The organism is Pseudoalteromonas sp. MM17-2, assembly GCF_022347945.1.
GTDB classification, from domain to species: domain Bacteria; phylum Pseudomonadota; class Gammaproteobacteria; order Enterobacterales; family Alteromonadaceae; genus Pseudoalteromonas; species Pseudoalteromonas ruthenica.
This window is the reverse complement of sequence record NZ_JAKRFV010000002.1, coordinates 56,298-73,930: the sequence shown is the minus strand read 5'-3', so window position 1 is coordinate 73,930 and position 17,633 is coordinate 56,298. Positions and strand designations below refer to the sequence as shown.

Below are 17,633 nucleotides of genomic sequence, written 5' to 3'. Positions count from 1 at the left end.
TGAGGCAAAGCTTGATCTAGAACAGTTTTTATTTTTCTTAAGTAGTGATAATGGCGCCAACAGCAAAGCTTTTCCGATGTATCGAACAGGAATATGATGATGAAAAAAACACTCAGCGCAGCTCTAATTGGCCTTTTCCTTGGCACCTCTTCTTACGCTCACGCTAACCTAAGTGTTAACGTTGGCGCTATCAACGTAAATCCTGATAGTGAAGTGTCTAAAATTAACGAAGCCCCAACCTTAGGGCTTAACGCCGACGGTGATACTCAGCTTGGTCTCACGTTCGATTATGCACTCAATGACAATTGGACCGTTGAACTTATCGCCGCCACGCCATTTAGCCATGATGTTAATGGTCGCCTTGGCCTTGAAGGTGCGAAGATTGGTAACATTAAGCACCTTCCACCCACGCTGTTAGGCCAATACCACTTTGGTCAAGCAGGTGATCAGTTCCGTGCCTTTGTGGGTGCCGGCGTAAACTACACGGTGTTTTTTGATGAGCAAGCAAGCCAAGACTTAAAAACCACGTTAGGCACCGATGATGTTGAACTCAAGCTTGACGATTCAGTTGGTTTGGCCGCTCAAGTTGGCTTTAACTATGCATTCGACAAGCACTGGGGTTTACACGGTATGGTGAGCTACATGGACATTGATAGCGATGCCAGTGTATATGCAAACGGCCAGAAAGCGCTGACCGTTGATGTCAAAATTGACCCAGTTGTGGCGATGCTAGGTGTGCGTTACACCTTCTAATACCGATTCACGGTTACCACTTGCTAATGTAAGCAACTAAAGCGGCTAATTCTTGTTAGTCGCTTTTTTTTGCTCCAACATGGCTTTCCAGTGCATGATTTCCGGCGGCAAAATGGGTGCCTCGTCTTTAAAATCAGCCAGCGCCAAAATCTCTTCGATATCGACGACCCCTTTTCGCGAGCGAAACACGCCCCGTACATAAGCAATGGCATGCAGGCCTCGGTGTGAGGTGAATTTTTGCTCGATATAAAAATACTTGTGATCCCAGCCTACCAATCGGGTCGAAACCGTGAATTTTTGCCATGGTTTTACATCGCGAATATAGGTGATTGCTGTCGCATTAACCACAGGGAACCAACGGCGCTTCATCACCGCACGCAATAGCCCCAAACGCGCAGTCATCCATGTACGAGCGATATCCATTAACGCCAAATAACGAGAATTCGTTAAATGTAAATTAATGTCGCAATCCAGCGGCCAGGCCCGAAAGTCAATATCGACCGTATCCAACAGCGGCTGTTGTGTTTTATTACCTTTGATTTTGAAAAACAACCATAATAAACGGAAGTATAAGTTCACCGCGCTCTCCTTGTGGTAGCGTGTTAAGAAACAGGTAAGACCACCATCATAGCATTGCTTGAGTCGTCGAGCACCTTAGTGCGTTAGTTGCGCAGCGACGCTAGGTCATTTATGGTTAAAACTTCTCGCTCACAAAGGGGTTAATATGAAACCAACTTTATTTGCTCTGGCCACATTGGCAATGAGTATGCCTTGCTTTGCTGATTTTAATTACGTCGGCAAGGGCACAACTGCGAACAGCGCCGGGCAACAAACGCCTTTCACCTTCGGTTTCGCATGGGACAGTGAGCAAGGTACGTTGCGTATCGGCAACAAAAGTTATGATATGGACACCCTCCCCGAGTCATATTCTTTGGCCTTAGTGCTTAGTAAAGATGACAGCCAAGTATGGCTGCAAGAGTTCCACTCTGGCTGGTTTGACAGCTTTTACTGGCAACTCGGCGAACATGTAATTCGCCTAGAGAAAGGACAATTTGAGCAACAGGTTAAAGGCAATTACGAGTTACATATTGATGATCGCAGTTACTTTTTCACCAGCAATAATGCCGCTATAAAAGTAAACTTCGCAGCTGATGGCGTTGAGTCAATCACCGTCAGTGGGGTCACTAAGAACATGGGCACAAAAAAATAGCGCCTGACGGCGCCATTATTAAACTTTGACCGTTTTTCGGTTTATCCCGTATTCACGCAGCTTATTCGCTACAGCGGTGTGACTCAGGCCCAAACGCTTCGCAAGCTGTCTAGAGCTTGGGTATGCAGGGTAAAGTTTACGCAATAACGTAGCTTCAAAGCGTTTTACCGCCTGATCTAGGCTGCCTTCAAAATCAGACTCTAGGTAGCCAAGATCATTGGTGAAGCTCGGAAGTTGCAAGTGCTCCACCGTCAGTTCGCTATCATCGAGCAAAGATACCGCGCGGTAAATGGCATTTTCTAATTGCCGCACATTGCCCGGCCATGGATACTGCTCCAAATACTCAATACACTCTTTACTTAAGCTAGGTACTGTCGCGCCGTTTTGCTGCGCATACTTTTGCACAAAGTGCTCGGCCAGGGGCCCAATATCTGCTTTTCTGTCACGCAGTGGTGATATTTCCAGCGTCAGTACATTGATACGATAATAGAGATCCTCGCGAAAGCCTCCCTCTTGCACCATGGCTGGAAGATCTTTTTGCGTCGCCGCGATAATGCGCACATTGACCTTTACTTCGTTCTCATCGCCGACTTTACGGAAGGTACCGTCCTGTAAGAAGCGCAGCAGCTTGGTCTGCAGCTGGGTCGACATCTCGCCAACCTCATCTAAAAATACCGTGCCGCCATCGGCTTGCTCTAATACCCCGCGTTTGGGGGCGGCGTTGTCTTCATACCCGGCATAACCAAATAACTCTGATTCAGCAACATCATCAGGCAATGAGGCGCATGACAACGCAATAAAGGGTTTAACCGAACGATTAGAGGCATAGTGGCAGGCTCTGGCCATAAGCTCTTTACCTGTGCCCGTTTCACCGGTTATCAATATCGGCGCATCAAGCTGCGCCATTTTGCGCGCCTCGCGTACAGTGCGGCGCATCGCCGTTGAATAATTATGTATGGTGGCGAAACTTTCTTGGCCATAGCGGCGAAATGCACTGACTTGTTGACCTAGACGACTTTGTGATTTGATATTGATAACCGCCCCCGCCAAGGCGTCTTGCTCTTCACCTTGAGGCACAGAGATAGGCAGAATATCGGCAATGAAATCTTCTCCGGCCACTTCCACACGGGTGGTTTGTCCTAATACCTCTGACCCCTCTAACCAACGGGTAAAGTTAAAGCCTTTAAGGAGGTTATTGATATTGGCGCCAACCACGTCTTGCTCGCTCAATTGTAAGTCGCGACATGCCGCAGCATTACACAACCGCACCCAACCTTTGTTATCAATGGAGATAACGCCATCGGGGAGCGCACTGAGCAGCGTATTAAGCTCGTTATGCTCACGCTCGGAGGGCATAAACGCGGTTGTTCGAACGTCTTCAACACCGTCAATTAGGCGGATAGAAGGCATAATTTTTTGGAATTGCTCAAACTCGATGGGGGGGAAGCTGACATACATACGACAATGCTTAGCATCTACTTCGATGCCTTTTAGGTCAACTTGGTAGCTCACCAGGATATTCAGTATCTCTTGGGCGATACCGATTCGGTCTTGGCAATATATTTCAAGGCGCATGGATCCCTCAATCACGTGTTACCAATCAAATGCTGGGCGCAATCATACGCTATAAAAGGCTAAGATGGATAGCAAAACGTAAAGAAAATTGAACAAATAATCGATTCTATTTTATACCCCCACGCCAAGAAGTTATCGTCTGGATTGCACGATATAAGGCTAAAAAGCCAGCATGGTAGAGCTCTGGGTTCATTGGCGGTTAAGCGTCAGTACTTCCCCTGATGCATGGCTCTATGTATACTGTCGCGCGCTTGTCATCAGGATAAAGCAGCGCAGCGCGTGCAATTCTATGCATAACCTCGCTTTTTTACCATGGTGATAGCGGGCCACCCGTTCACATAAAACGTGCCCCTCAGACTCCAGTTGAGGTTATGGCACACCATTACTTGGCATCGCCGAAGTAATGCTTGAACATCATAACAATAATAATAAGGCCTAAATAAGTGACAGTACGGCAGTACTGTAAATTGCAGTAGTAGTATTCAAGGCTCACAGCCTTTGATACTGATTTATTTAGGAAGTAAATTTTCATGAGTTCAGCACCTAAAACAGGTGATCTTTTCGGTCATCCTAAAGGGCTCTTTTTGCTATTTTTCACAGAAATGTGGGAGCGCATGAGCTATTACGGTATGCGCGGTATCTTCGTGCTTTACCTTTCCACTATCGCCACCGCCGCAGCCATGGGTTGGGATATGGCTTACTTTGGCATTGACCCTTTAAGTGCCAACGCCCAAGACGAATATCACAAAGCGCTGCAATCAAATGCACTCAGCATTTTGGGTATCTATGCGCTGCTTGTTTATGTAACACCGGTACTCGGTGGCTGGTTTGCCGACAATGTATCTGGTCAGCGAAAAGCCATCATTTTCGGTGGCCTCACCATGGCCCTTGGCCAATTTGCTTTAGGCACGCCTCATGCCATGGTGTCAGGCTTTGAGAAAGAGATGATGTACCTAGGCTTAGCGCTACTAATTCTAGGTAACGGCTTCTTCAAACCTAATATCTCTACCATGGTGGGAGACCTATATAGCGAAGGTGATAAACGCCGCGATGGCGCCTTTACCATCTTCTATATGGGGATCAACTTAGGCTCTATTTTAGGTTACTTCGTCGTTGGTTCTATCGGTGAAAAGTTTGACTATCAATACGGCTTCCTCACTGCCGGCGTCGGTATGCTACTGGGTGTGGTGTTGCAGTTACTATTAGCCAAAAAATACTTAGGTAGCATTGGTACTGTACCATCTGCTAAGCAGTCTGAGGACGACCAAGGCGTAAACAAAAAGCCGCTAACCAGTGAAGAGCGCGACCGCGTTAAAGTGATCCTCATTATGAGCTTTTTCACTATCATCTTCTGGGCTGGATTTGAGCAAGCAGCGGGGTCAATGAACCTCTTTGCGAAATACAAAACCGACTTGGTGTTTTTTGGTTGGGAAATGCCGGCCAGTTGGTTGCAAGCTGTTAACCCTATTTTCATCATTATCTTAGCGCCTATTTTTGCCAGCCTGTGGATTCGTATGGGTGATAAAGAACCGGATTCACCACGTAAGTTTGCCTTAGGCATGTTCTTCCTTGGCCTAGGGTTCATTTCTATGGTCGGAGCGGCTTTACAAATTGGCGATGATGCGAATATGAAAGCCCATGTAATTTGGTTAGTGATGGCGTATATCTTCCACACCATGGGTGAGCTGTGCTTATCGCCGATCGGTTTATCTATGGTCTCGAAGCTAGCACCACTTAAATTTACTTCGCTACTAATGGGTATGTGGTTCTTATTCTCGGGCTTGGGTAACTACGTAGCCGCCGAAATCGGTAAACTAGTTGGCGAAGGTGGACCACTTAGCACCTTTGGCGGTGTTGCCATTATGGCCTTTATCGCAGGTATTTGCTTGTGGCTAATGGCCGATAAGCTGGTTGACTGGATGCACGGCGCCGAGGGCCAGCATGATAAAGAGCAACTGCTAGAAGAAGAGTTGGAAATCACTGGTGAGAAGCAGTAACCGTTAATCCCCTCTTCACTAAGGCGCCAAATGGCGCCTTTTTTGTGCAACTTTTTTGATGGCTGAATCTATTTAGAGAACAAATTTAACGAAAAGCTTACAGTTACCTAAAAACGTCCACTTATATTTACATTACTACTCCTGGTTAATTCCCTGCCTAGGCTTTCTCTTTGGCACTTTTTCTCCGATGATGCCATCAAATGATCAGAGGTTGGCTGTTGCAATTTATAACCATTATTAGTGCGGTCTCACCGCAATCACAGCCACCTATTACCTATGCAAGTGGAGTAACAACATGAGCGAAGTAAATAACCCTCTCGGCCTAATGGGCATCGAGTTTACAGAATACGCAACCCCAGATGCGGATTATATGGACACTATCTTTAGTGAGTTTGGCTTCTCAAAGTTGAAGAAGTTTAAAGGTAAAGACATTGTTTATTACAACCAAAACGACATTCACTTCCTTTTAAACAATGAGCGCGGTGGTTTTTCTGCTGAGTTTGCCAAAAGCCATGGTCCTGCCATTTGCTCTATGGGTTGGCGCGTAAAGGATGCGAATAAAGCCTTTGAAGTGGCAGTTGAGCGTGGTGCAAAACCAGCCACAGACGCAACCAATAAAGATATGCCTTACCCTGCTATTTTCGGTATTGGCGATAGCTTAATTTACTTTATCGACAAATTTGGCGACAACGGCTCAATTTATGACACCGACTTTGAAGATTTAGCCCAACCGAATGTGGTTGAAGGCAAAGGCTTCACACGTATCGACCACCTAACCAACAATGTTTACAAAGGCACCATGGAAACATGGGCTAACTTCTATAAAGATGTGTTTGGTTTTACCGAAGTACGTTATTTCGATATTAAAGGCCAAAAAACTGCACTGCTGTCATATGCATTGAAATCACCTTGCGGCACCTTCTCTATTCCAATCAATGAAGGTAAAGATGACAACAACAACCAAATCGATGAGTACTTAGACGAGTACAATGGTCCAGGCGTGCAGCACTTGGCTTTCTTAACTGATGACCTAGTCGGCTCTTTGGATAAGCTAGATAAGAGCAATATCGCCACCTTGGACATTGTTGAGCATTACTACGACACTATTTTTGACCGGGTACCTTGGGTCAAAGAGGACCGCGAGAAAATCAAGCAGCATCAAATTTTGGTCGATAGCCAAAAAGAAAACTGCTACTTACTACAAATTTTCACCAAGAACTTATTTGGCCCTATCTTCATTGAAATGATCCAGCGTGTTGATGATGGTGGCTTTGGTGAAGGTAACTTCCAAGCGCTGTTCGAGTCTATCGAACGCGATCAAGAGCGCCGTGGCGTTCTATAACTCCCTTTTTATCTAGCGTTAAAAGCAGGCTCGCCATTTATGGCGGGTACTGCTTTTTCACGTTTCGAGCCCTTGTTTTTTGTGTGAACGGCTCAATAACCAATTTAGAATCAGCAAAAGGAATCTCTTATGCAACTCAATGAAACGCACGATAAGAATTTAACCAGTTGGGTCAGCTCAGCCAACGCCAATACCGATTTCCCTATCCAAAACTTGCCATTTGCCACCTTTCGTCGCAAAGGCAGCAACGAAGTCTTTCGCGGCGGTGTCGCCATTGGCGATCAAGTCCTTGACCTAGCCACAGTTGCACGCCTAGAGCTGTTTGATGAGCAGGCACAGCAGGCTGTTGAAGCCGCAGCAGGAAAAAATCTAAACGCATTTATGGCCATGGGCCAAGCGCATTGGTCAGCATTGCGTCTGGCTTTATCGCGCGCCTTACGCACTGATAGCGAGTTACAAAACCAGCTGCAAGATGCGTTAATCGCACAAAGTGACGTCGAGTATGACCTGCCTTGTCACATCGGCGACTACACTGATTTTTATACCTCGATTTATCACGCTACAGCTGTAGGCAGTTTATTCCGTCCGGATAACCCTTTGCTACCAAACTATAAATGGGTGCCCATTGGCTATCATGGTCGCGCTTCTAGCATTGGCGTAAGTGGACAAAGCTTCCCGCGCCCTAAAGGTCAAACCAAAGCACCTGATGCCGATAGGCCATCGTTTGGTCCCTGTAAGCGCTTGGACTATGAATTAGAGCTTGGCATTTATCTTGGTAAAGGCAATGAGCTGGGCGACACTATTGCCTTAGATGACGCTGATGACCATGTGTTTGGTTTTTGTCTTTTCAATGACTGGTCTGCACGTGATTTGCAAGCATGGGAATATCAGCCGCTTGGGCCATTCCTAGCGAAAAACTTTGCTTCTACCGTATCGCCGTGGATTGTTACCAACGAAGCGCTAGCACCTTATCGTCTCGCTTGGACACGTGACGAAAATGACCCTCAGCCGCTCGATTACCTTGAATCCAGCAAAAACCGCGAGCTCGGTGCGCTTGATATTCAAATGGATGTCGCTGTTGAAACCGAAAAAATGCGCAGCGAAGGCAAAGCGCCGTACCGCTTATCACAGTCAAGTTTTAAACACTCGTACTGGACCGTGGCACAAATGGTGGCCCACCACACCGTTAACGGCTGTAACTTCCAGCCAGGCGATATGCTAGGTTCAGGTACTCAGTCTGGTCCTGAGCACGAAGAGGCGGGCTCACTGTTAGAGCTATCTCGTGGCGGCAAAGAGGCCATTGATTTAGGCAATGGCGAACAGCGGAAATTCCTTGAAGATGGCGACACCGTGATCATGCGTGGCTGGTGCGAAAAAGAGGGCTATGCTCGTATCGGTTTTGGCGAATGCCGTGGCACCGTGCTCCCTGCTAAATAACATTCTTTGATATGGCAATACGCCATAAAAAAGTGCGATTTATCCCCTGTTCAGGGTGCGATAAGTCGCACTTTTTTTCCGTTCAGTTACAATTTTTTGCTGGCTTTTTAATCTCACCTTGATATCTTAGCTGCGTTTTTGTCAGTAATTTGTCGCTATGAAGTTAACACCATCATACTTAGTTACTAAGTTATTCCCAGCTAAGCAGCTCTTGATCCGTCAACACGGCGAAGTCAAAGTTGTTGAAATGAGCACGACCAAACAGTGCATGTTTGCCCTTGGGGTGTTGACATGCATTGGTGCCTTGGCGAGCTTTGGTGCCTATAACTTCTGGCAACAAACGCAATTACAACACACCAGCGGCGATGTACTGGCCGAAAATGAACAGCTAAAACACGAATTGCAACAAGCACGGTTGGCGCAAGATGAGTTAATCGTCAAGTTGGGGCATTTAGAGCAGCGCCAACAACTAACACAAAGCGTGCTGGCAACCTTACCGGCTTCATTAATGCCAGAGCAAGGTTTACCCTTTGAGGCCATAGATGTCAGTGACAGCAATATAGATACTCGTGTGGCTCGCCTAACGCAAGGCCACGACAACACCTTTACGCTCCTAGACCAAGTGATTGCCAAGCGCGAACAGGCACTGTCTGAAGCGATTGCTCGAGCTGGGTTACCACAAACGGTGATGGACGAGCTCCTCGAAAAGAGTGAACAAGCCATTGCTCAAGGTGGACCACTGGAGCTGATCCTTGATGATCAACAAACCGACACGTCAATGGATGTAGTCGACCGTCTGCTCACACTTAACCAATTGGAAACCATGCTCGCGCAAGTTCCACATGTACTTCCCGCTGCCGACTATTATATCTCCAGCAGTTTTGGCTTGCGTAAGGATCCCATGAATGGCCGCCGTGCTATGCACAAAGGCGTGGATTTAGCAGCCTGGCGCAACACCGAGATTTTTGCACCTGCTGAGGGCACTGTCGTTCGTGCAGGGCGCAATGGCGGGTATGGTCGATTCATCGAAATAGAGCATGCAAATGGCTTTAGCACCCGCTTTGGCCACCTCAATGAAATTAAAGTAAAACGTGGTGACACCGTAACGAAAGGACAAGTCATCGCGCTTATGGGAAGTACCGGTCGTAGCACAGCGACTCACTTACATTATGAAGTGCTGCATAACAACAAACATATTAATCCGGTAAAAATCACCAAGGCATTAACCGATGTTTTCAAAGAACAAAGATACACAGAATAGTAGGCCCGCTTTGAGTAAAAATACAGCTACCCCATCATTGATAGCGGCAGATGTTCGCTTAACAGGCACCCTCTCCAGCCAAGGCGAAGTTCAGCTCGATGGCCGTATTGACGGCGACATTAAAGCTGATACCTTAATTATTGGCAGCCAAGGTCAAGTTGAAGGCAGTGTTGAAGCCACTGATGTGACTATAAAAGGCCGAGTAAGTGGCTCAATTAGTGCCAGTAAAGTGGCGATTGAAAGCTCCGCGCAAGTACAGGGCGATGTCTTTCACGACACCCTAAGCATTGCCGCCGGTGCGACCATGGAAGGACAAATAAAGCAGTTAAACAAAAAAGACAGCTTTAGCGTGGTCAGCAACAATGATGTTGCTGACAGCCAAGTCAACGAGTAGTTTTACCCTTTTCGCGCGGTGATATACATGTTTATCGTCGCGCGGAATACAATTTCCCCTCGCGTATTAGTCACCTCGACAGGAACCAGCAAGTCCTCCTTATCTTGCCATTGATGTGGCAGTGGGATGTGCGCCGTTGCTGTCATATCGGTGTCCACCTTGTTCAGATACTCCACCGTCATCCCTTTGGGGATCCAGCGGTGGGTTTTATGTGGCACCGTGGCATCGGTCATCACCCCAGCGACAAGCTCAGCAGCATTACATTGCGCAATCGCATGAATAGTGCCGATATGGTTATGCACAGCACGGCGGTTTTTTACTTGGGCGACACACTTACCTGGCTCTAACAGAGTGATAAAAGGCTTTATTGAGCCAAAGTAAGGCGCTTTAAAGCATACGGCTTTGGAGAATAACCAGTGCCCAAATGGCCAGTTGGTCAGTTTTTTATAGGTTTTAAGTAAAGGAGGCGTGGACATGATAAGGTTCTCTATCTAACTCATCCTACCAGTAAACCTAGAATCGCCGCGAAAATCAATTCATAACAAACAAATAACACGAAAATGCTGGTATCTAATAGTGTTACTCTTACAATGTTGGCTTGTATTATTAGAGTATTACTGAGTCTGTGCGTCATTCATCTTCCAAGCAAAGTAAAACCCTACTGCTCGTATTGATGCTGCTAGTGGTATTTTGTCCACTCGCTATTGATATTTATTTACCCGCTTTTGTGGTTATGGCCGAGCAAATGGCTGTGTCTCAAGCACAATTACAACAAAGCGTTGCCGTGTTTATGCTCACCGTTGGCTTAGGTCAACTAGCCGCCGGCCCGCTTGCCGACAAGATAGGTCGACGCCCTGTCGCCATCGGAGGGGCCGTGTTATATGGGGTATCGGCACTGGCCGGGGCCTGGGCACCGAGCTTCGAATGGCTGTTAGTCGCAAGAGCATTTCAAGGCTTGGGGGCATGCGCGACATTTGTAGCTGCCTTTGCCATTGTGCGCGATGTTTTTGGACCTGCCCGTAGTGGACAAATGCTGACCTATTTAAATGGCATTGTGTGTTTTATCCCAGCACTGGCCCCAATTTTAGGGGCCTGGCTCACCGTACAGTTTTCTTGGCAGAGCAATTTTGTATTTATGGCGCTATGGGCTGTGATTGGTATCACCGCCACCCTTATGCTGTATCGCGAGACACGCCCTGCGGATAGTCACTATCAAGGTCACCTCCTCGACTTACGACGCTTTGTGCCCATTATCCGCTCGCCCATTTTTACTTTCAATGCGGCCATAGCGATGATCACTATGAGTTCCATCTTGATGTTCGTGACCGTAGCCCCAGGGTGGATCATGCAGCACCTAGGCCATGATATTGGCACCTTCACCTTTTGGTTCACCGTTAACGGTGCCTTGAGTGTCCTCGCCTGCTTTATCGCTCCTCAATTTATAAAGCGATCTAGCCGTAAAGCCTTACTGTGGGGACTATCTTTACTATTAGTCAGTGCCGGGAGCTTGGTGTTGTTGCGTCACTCTAGCGCTATCGCTGCGTTAATGTTCCCCATGTTTGTATGTGCAATGGGGTATGCACTGATTTTGGGCAGTGCAGCTGGCGCAGCACTCGCGCCTTTTGCCAAACAAGCCGGTACTGCTTCGGCGCTTGTTGGCGTTATGCAAATGAGTGGCGCTGGCGTACTCGTGCTTTTAAGTCAACAATTACAACTAGCAGCCCCCGTTGCTATTGCATTGCACATCGCCGCGTTATTACCATTTTGGTTAGTGCTATTAAGTAAACGGGGACGTTTGTTGCACAAATAAGTGCTCAGCTTGTCACAAAGAAAGCTGGTCACACTTAAAAAAAATGAGCACATCTACAGGGCTATTGGTCAAAATATACACTTGAGCTACGGCGGCGTAGCAACGGCCAGTGTGGATATTTATCGCAATGGTGACTTGCTCACTACCACCGCTAACACCGATAGTTTAGGTAAAGTGCGGGGCAGCTTTGGCTATCAAGTATGTGAGCAAGACTCTACGGTATGTTCTACTACTGTTACGGTTAGCTTATAAGCAGTGACAGCAAACACTATATAAAACGGGCTTCATGCCCGCTTTATTCTTCATAGCTAAGCTGATAGATTTACCACTTTAGCTTTAAGCACACCATCATGCTCAACCCTGAACTATTACTTTCATTTCTTGGTGCCAGTTTCCTTATTGCCGTGGGCCCCGGCCCCTCTAATGCATTTCTAATGGCGCAAACCTTTGCCAACGGTCGCCAGGCAGGGATTCAATGTGCTATTGGCTTCGCACTCGGTGGTGTTATTCATACCCTTTTTGCAGTTATTGGCTTATCTGCATTACTGAAAGCATCAGCGACAGCCTATACAGCCGTGCAGTATTTAGGGGCATGTTATTTAGCCTATTTAGGGATCATGACGCTGTGGCAAAGCTGGCAAGCAACGGCCATAGGGCAAGAGGATAAACCGCATGTCAGTGTCAAAAAGCAAAGCCCACTTTTTCAAGCAATGATGACGGAAGTGCTAAACCCCAAAGTGGCTCTGTTTTTTATCGCCTTTATTCCGCAGTTTGTTGACCCTTCATTGGCTACTTCGACCACTGCTCAACTGGCTATCTTTGGACTACTTTATCCCGTACTGGCGCTGCCTATTGACTGCACCTATATTTATTTCGGCGATAAAATTGCCCAGTACTTTAAGACTCACCCGAGTGCACAGTGCTGGATAGACCGTTTGACTGGCTTAATTTTCATTGCATTGGCTATCAACCTGCTGTTATAAAATTATAAATACGATTTATTGAGGCCCTGCAGTGAAACAAAAACAACAACCCCTTCCGCCAATTAAAACCATTGCTTTAGTGGCTCACGATGGCAAAAAGCAAGCATTGGTAGATTGGTGTCAGCGTCATAAAAGCGTACTCGAAGTGCATAATCTGTACGGCACAGGAACCACGGGGCTGCGCATAGAAAAAGAAACGGGGTTAGGTGTTACTAAACTGCTAAGTGGGCCTATGGGTGGCGATCAGCAGCTTGGAGCAAAAATCGCTGAGCATCACATCCATATGCTCATATTTTTTTGGGATCCGCTTTCATCTCAGCCCCATGATCCCGATGTTAAAGCGCTACTGCGCTTAGCTGCGGTTTGGAATATCCCCGTGGCTTGTAATGAAGCCACAGCCGATATGTTGCTAGCAAGCACATACATGCAAAGCATTATGCCACGTAGCTTACCAGATTATGACAATTACCTCGCTGACAGAAGCCTCGACAACGAGTAAATCACTGCCCACGGCGCTGATAGAGCGCGTTAATTAAGCGGTTTTCTTTGTCTCAAATAGCTGGCAAAACGTGGCACGCCATTTTTTGTATAGCCATGGTATTTAAACGTAATAGTGCTGCCAATAGCGGGAGGATTTGCCCGCTCGGCGTCGCTAAACCCAGTGCCAATTTTGAACTGCTTACCGCGCTCATCAACGACTATCAGGGCACCGAGCATACCTTGATACTTACCCCGTCCCTGCTGATAACCAATAACTCTAGCTTCGCTATCCATGTAGGGTTTCAGTTTTAAAACATTATCACTGCGCCCGGGATTAAAACGCGCATCACGGCGGTGCAATATCACCCCTTCCGCGCCTTGGCTAACTAACTCATTAAACCACTGCGATAATTGTGCACGGGTGCTAAAGCGGTGTTGTTTAATCGCCTCTAAGTTATCGCAGTCGCACTGAGCTATCGCATGTGTGTAGTCACTGTAGCGCTTGAAAAAAGGTTTATCGCTCGGTGCATCAAACACCATAAAGCGAATGTCCTGCCAATGCTGGGCATTGGGTTGATTGTCTAATACGGTGTTACTGACATGATTGAAGCGCCCTCGTCCCGCCCAAAGCTCACCATCAAGGCGCATCGATGGCCAGTTTGCGGTAAAATTAGCGGGTGTATTGATAAATAAACCACCACGACTGCGCAACTCGCCGTTAATCCAAGTCGCACGGATCCCGTCGTACTTTTCCGACGCAAGGTAGCGCTCTACTTGGTGTTTGTCAGTGAGCTGTTTCGCCAACTCCAACGGCGGTGTCGTCGCCCACAATACGGGGCTGGCTAAAAGGATGAAAGTGAAAAGTAAGCGCATGACCATATCCTTATGTTGTTCGCTTACTCTTTAGTGTAGTGGCTATTTACGGATTTGTAGCAACTGTTGATATAAATCCGCCAGGTTTGCAAAGCGCCCATCTGCGTGGCTAAAATCTTGGGTAAGAGTGTGTGTATTGGGCACCACCGCAACGCGCAGACCAGCACTTTTAGCCGACATAGAGCCGGTATGGGTGTCTTCAATGGCGAGGCTTTGCTGCGCATTCGCACCTAATAAATACAGGCCTAAAAGGTAGGGCTGCGGCGCGGGTTTTGGCTCACTAACATCGTCCTTGGTGACCACACAGGCAAAGTACTCTGCCAATTCGTAACCGTGCAATATTGGCATCACCTCATCACGCGTACTGCCGGTCACAAGCCCTATCTTGAAGCCATCCTCACGACAATGTTGCAAGATTTCCAGCGCATAGGGCATTAGCCGTGGTAAAGAGGTGGCGGCCACTTTGGCAAATTGGTCATTTTTTTGCTGCGCCAATGCCTCTGCACTGATAGCCAAATTATGCTGTGTGACCACCTCTTTCGCGGATGCCAAGGTTGGACGACCGCTGTAACGCTGGCAGAACTCCACCTCATCATAGGCAATACCATAAGGTACTAAAATGTCATTCCAACACTGAAAGTGCAGCGATTCGGAATCAACCAAAGTGCCGTCGAAATCAAATAATACGGTGGTGATCATGTGGGTACTCTCTTATGTTACTTCATCAGCTATCATGTTACCGCCCCGACCGCTATGAAATGTATCAGCAAGGGCGAGTAGAATGGGCCGCTAGATGCTTATTGCTGTACTCCTGCAGGTGGCTCTGCTGAAGCCGGTTCGCCACTTTCTATTTCTACCAGTTCATAACCTCTGGCTTGACGAACGACTTTCAAAGCCGGTTTCGCAAAGGCACTTTTTAAGCGCTCCGCATCCGCTTTTAGCTCTTCTATGTCGTGTCCGAAGGGCGCAGCGCCGGTCTCTGACCAATTGGTCACTTTACCATTGCTGGTATATTCCACTTCATGAATCTGATAAAGCGGCTCTTTTCCGGCTTCCTCAGCCAAAATAACGCGGTAGTTCCAAAATCCAGACATAGTTACTCTCTCTATAAACACTCCCCTTAGGGCTTAGCGCAAACTTTACCAGCTCAAGACACCAATATAAACGAAAAAACCCGCCAATTGGCGGGTTTCAATAAAGCTTAAAGTGATTCTCGCTTAGAAGAAGCTCACTTTAAATTCAGCACCGATGTAGCGCTCTTCATTCACCATTGCGGTGTTGTTGTTGAAGTCGATAGCACCGATAGCTTGCTGCTCATCAAACATGTTGCGTACGAAAGCTGATACTTCATACTCGTTATCACCCTGGTACCAAGTATAACCAGCACGTAGGCCTACTTCCGTTAGCGGTTTGCCTTCAAACTCAACTGACTCGTATAGGAAGTAATTGATTTCACTACGATAAGAAACATCGGCGTAAGTGAAGAAATCACCCTCGCCCATAGGTCTCATATAGCTAAGCGTTAGGTTAGAGATCCACTCAGGCGCATGCGGTAGGCTGTTACCGTCAAGAATTGCCTGGCCACTGTTGTTAACAGGGTTGGTAACGATACACTGTGCACAGACATCAACCGCTAAGGTGTCATCTTTCAGTTCAGTGTTGTTGTAACTGAGGTTAAAGGTCGCATTAAGGTTGTCGGTTAACACCCACTGGGTATCAACTTCGAAGCCATAGCCTGTGGTTTCATCGGCATTCACTAAACGGTTAAAGTTAGCCCCACCGCCAACCGCAGTAAGCTGCTGGTCATCCATGGTGTAATAGAATACCGCCGCATTGACACGACCACGGCCATCAAGAATATCCGACTTAATACCGGTTTCGAAAGAGGTTACGGTTTCAGACTCTGCAATCGTCACTTCGTTACCAAATAAGATACGACCTTGGATACTTGGAGCGCGGAAGCTGTTGGCTACCCGAGCGTACCAATTGATGTCATCGCTCACTTTATAATTGGTTGAGATATCCCAGCTCACATGGTCATCACTTGGGTTCTCAGTAAGGATCAATGCACCGCCGCCAACAGGGCTTTGGGTACGATTTGCTGAGAATTCTTTCTCATCATCTGAGTAACGCAGACCCACTGTGACTTTCAAATCATCAGTCAAGGTGTAATCCGCTGAGCCGAATACCGCCCATGCTTCGGTATCTTGCTGTTGAATCACGTAGCCATTCAATATACCAGGCTGCGCACCATAGGTGTCATAGCTAAAGTTTTCAATGGTTAATGCTTCATCAAAGTAGAAAACACCCACTTGGTAATTGAAGTCACCGGCAAAGTTACTCGATAGACGAAGCTCTTGCGTGTATTGGTCTTGATCTGGGATGCCATCGGCACTTTCAGATGGGAATGGAATAACACCCGGGCCCATTTCCGGTAAGAACGCAGCACCGTAACCACCGTCAATGTCGGCGCGCGAATAAATTTCTGCGCTTTCCCATGCAGAAATAGAAGTCAGGGTGTAAAAATCATTAACGTCCCACTCAAGCTTAAGGCTTGCACCTTGCGACTCAACCTGTTGCGTCGCGCGCGATGCAGCATCGTGGTAAACCACGTCATGCTCAAAGTTGTCAACTAAATCGTTGCTACCGGCTTTAATAGCATTGGCGCGAAAGGCGATAGGCGTACCATCAAGGTCGCGTAAGTGGTAGTTGAATAACCCCGTGAAGTCGTCACCTTCGTACAAGAATTGTACACGCGCTGCTTTTTCACTGTAGCCGCCAAGTACATCTTCTTGTTCAAAACCTGGCGCGCGGTTATCAATGTAGTCGTCTTTTTCTTGCCATAGCAAAGAGACACGTGTTGACAGGCGGTCGGTTAACCCACCACCGACAGCGCCTTCAAAGTCTACGGCACCACGGCTACCGTATGAGACTGAGCCATAGCCTTCAAATTCTTGACTCGGTTTAACCGTATCGAACTTCACCAAACCTGCAGGGGTGTTACGGCCAAACAATGTACCTTGTGGACCGCGAAGTACTTCAACGCGGGCAACGTCAAATACCGGGAAGCCTTTTAAAATGGCGTTTTCTTGAACAACTTCATCAACAACAAGCGAAACCGGTTGTGAGGCATTCAAATCGAAGTCTGTATTACCTAGACCACGAACATAAAAGCGTGGAAATGAACGACCAAACGAAGATTCAATAGATAGACTTGGGATTTTCGCATTCATAAAACGAATGTCCATGCCCGCAGAGCTATAGGCTTCTAAGCCATCACCTTGCAGTGCAGATACCGCAACAGGCACTTCCTGAGCGTTTTCTACACGCTTACGTGCGGTAATTTGAATAACTTCGAGAGAATTGTCTTTTGCTGCAGGACCTTGTTGTTCAGCAGCGATTGAAGAGAATGAAGAGCCGGCAGCGGCTGAGAACAACGCTGCGTTAATTAATGTTGCAAGCGTGGTACGTTTCATTGCTTTCATGTTGGTTTTAGCCTTTTGTACACTCTTTTGTTC

General features: G+C 47.2%; 18 protein-coding genes. 11 read left to right on the top strand and 7 right to left on the bottom strand.

The annotated features are described in order from the left end of the window. The first annotated feature begins 99 nt into the window (after positions 1–99). The gene (locus tag MHM93_RS01960; RefSeq protein WP_239447795.1) at positions 100–753 is read left to right on the top strand and encodes an OmpW family outer membrane protein; all 654 of its coding nucleotides are present in this window, start codon (positions 100–102) and stop codon (positions 751–753) included. A 45-nt stretch (positions 754–798) separates the two neighbouring features. On the opposite strand, the gene MHM93_RS01955 is transcribed toward MHM93_RS01960, so the two are convergent. Continuing rightward, the gene (locus MHM93_RS01955; protein ID WP_053910272.1) at positions 799–1,332 is read right to left on the bottom strand and encodes a thioesterase family protein; all 534 of its coding nucleotides are present in this window, start codon (positions 1,330–1,332) and stop codon (positions 799–801) included. A 145-nt stretch (positions 1,333–1,477) separates the two neighbouring features. On the opposite strand from MHM93_RS01955, the gene MHM93_RS01950 reads away from it, so the two are divergent. Further along, positions 1,478–1,963, top strand: coding sequence for a hypothetical protein (locus tag MHM93_RS01950; protein WP_239447793.1), 486 nt, complete (start codon positions 1,478–1,480; stop codon positions 1,961–1,963). Between the two features lie 18 nt (positions 1,964–1,981). Here MHM93_RS01950 and tyrR read toward each other — a convergent pair whose 3' ends face one another. Then, the gene (gene tyrR, locus MHM93_RS01945; RefSeq protein ID WP_022945285.1) at positions 1,982–3,538 is read right to left on the bottom strand and encodes a transcriptional regulator TyrR; all 1,557 of its coding nucleotides are present in this window, start codon (positions 3,536–3,538) and stop codon (positions 1,982–1,984) included. A gap of 530 nt (positions 3,539–4,068) precedes the next feature. Between tyrR and MHM93_RS01940 the strand changes: the two genes are divergently transcribed. The 5 genes from MHM93_RS01940 (at position 4,069) to MHM93_RS01920 (ending at position 9,969) form a co-directional block, all read left to right on the top strand. Continuing rightward, positions 4,069–5,535 (top strand): peptide MFS transporter, encoded by a 1,467-nt coding sequence (locus MHM93_RS01940; RefSeq protein WP_239447792.1) that lies wholly within the window; start codon positions 4,069–4,071, stop codon positions 5,533–5,535. 295 nt (positions 5,536–5,830) lie between these two features. After that, on the top strand, positions 5,831–6,877 hold the full coding sequence (gene hppD, locus MHM93_RS01935) for a 4-hydroxyphenylpyruvate dioxygenase (RefSeq protein ID WP_130147455.1): 1,047 nt from the start codon (positions 5,831–5,833) through the stop codon (positions 6,875–6,877). A 129-nt stretch (positions 6,878–7,006) separates the two neighbouring features. Further along, on the top strand, positions 7,007–8,314 hold the full coding sequence (gene fahA / locus MHM93_RS01930) for a fumarylacetoacetase (protein ID WP_239447791.1): 1,308 nt from the start codon (positions 7,007–7,009) through the stop codon (positions 8,312–8,314). Between the two features lie 157 nt (positions 8,315–8,471). Further along, entirely contained in the window at positions 8,472–9,575 is a 1,104-nt protein-coding gene (locus MHM93_RS01925) for a M23 family metallopeptidase (RefSeq protein ID WP_045978227.1), read from the top strand. Beyond that, complete coding sequence (locus MHM93_RS01920) at positions 9,544–9,969, top strand: polymer-forming cytoskeletal protein (protein ID WP_022945290.1); 426 nt, start codon at positions 9,544–9,546, stop codon at positions 9,967–9,969. The genes MHM93_RS01925 and MHM93_RS01920 overlap by 32 nt, the downstream gene beginning before the upstream one ends. 2 nt (positions 9,970–9,971) lie before the next feature. On the opposite strand, the gene MHM93_RS01915 is transcribed toward MHM93_RS01920, so the two are convergent. Further along, the gene (locus tag MHM93_RS01915; protein ID WP_138508762.1) at positions 9,972–10,445 is read right to left on the bottom strand and encodes a hotdog fold domain-containing protein; all 474 of its coding nucleotides are present in this window, start codon (positions 10,443–10,445) and stop codon (positions 9,972–9,974) included. 149 nt (positions 10,446–10,594) lie between these two features. On the opposite strand from MHM93_RS01915, the gene MHM93_RS01910 reads away from it, so the two are divergent. From MHM93_RS01910 to MHM93_RS01895, 4 genes are all read left to right on the top strand, one after another. After that, on the top strand, positions 10,595–11,779 hold the full coding sequence (locus tag MHM93_RS01910; RefSeq protein ID WP_239447789.1) for a multidrug effflux MFS transporter: 1,185 nt from the start codon (positions 10,595–10,597) through the stop codon (positions 11,777–11,779). Positions 11,780–11,788: 9 nt separating this feature from the next. Next, positions 11,789–12,031 (top strand): hypothetical protein, encoded by a 243-nt coding sequence (locus tag MHM93_RS01905; protein ID WP_239447787.1) that lies wholly within the window; start codon positions 11,789–11,791, stop codon positions 12,029–12,031. Positions 12,032–12,129: 98 nt separating this feature from the next. Further along, positions 12,130–12,762, top strand: a complete 633-nt coding sequence (locus MHM93_RS01900) for a LysE family translocator (protein WP_239447785.1) — start codon at positions 12,130–12,132, stop codon at positions 12,760–12,762. A 31-nt stretch (positions 12,763–12,793) separates the two neighbouring features. Beyond that, positions 12,794–13,261, top strand: a complete 468-nt coding sequence (locus MHM93_RS01895; protein WP_045978231.1) for a methylglyoxal synthase — start codon at positions 12,794–12,796, stop codon at positions 13,259–13,261. Positions 13,262–13,290: 29 nt separating this feature from the next. Here the strand turns inward: MHM93_RS01895 and MHM93_RS01890 are convergent, their stop codons facing one another. From MHM93_RS01890 to MHM93_RS01875, 4 genes are all read right to left on the bottom strand, one after another. Further along, positions 13,291–14,115 (bottom strand): DNA ligase, encoded by an 825-nt coding sequence (locus MHM93_RS01890; protein ID WP_239447783.1) that lies wholly within the window; start codon positions 14,113–14,115, stop codon positions 13,291–13,293. A 42-nt stretch (positions 14,116–14,157) separates the two neighbouring features. Then, the gene (locus tag MHM93_RS01885) at positions 14,158–14,814 is read right to left on the bottom strand and encodes an HAD family phosphatase (protein WP_239447781.1); all 657 of its coding nucleotides are present in this window, start codon (positions 14,812–14,814) and stop codon (positions 14,158–14,160) included. Between the two features lie 98 nt (positions 14,815–14,912). Then, positions 14,913–15,209, bottom strand: a complete 297-nt coding sequence (locus MHM93_RS01880) for a hypothetical protein (RefSeq protein ID WP_022945298.1) — start codon at positions 15,207–15,209, stop codon at positions 14,913–14,915. A 123-nt stretch (positions 15,210–15,332) separates the two neighbouring features. Beyond that, positions 15,333–17,600 (bottom strand): TonB-dependent receptor, encoded by a 2,268-nt coding sequence (locus MHM93_RS01875; protein ID WP_239447779.1) that lies wholly within the window; start codon positions 17,598–17,600, stop codon positions 15,333–15,335. Between the last annotated feature and the right edge of the window lie 33 nt (positions 17,601–17,633).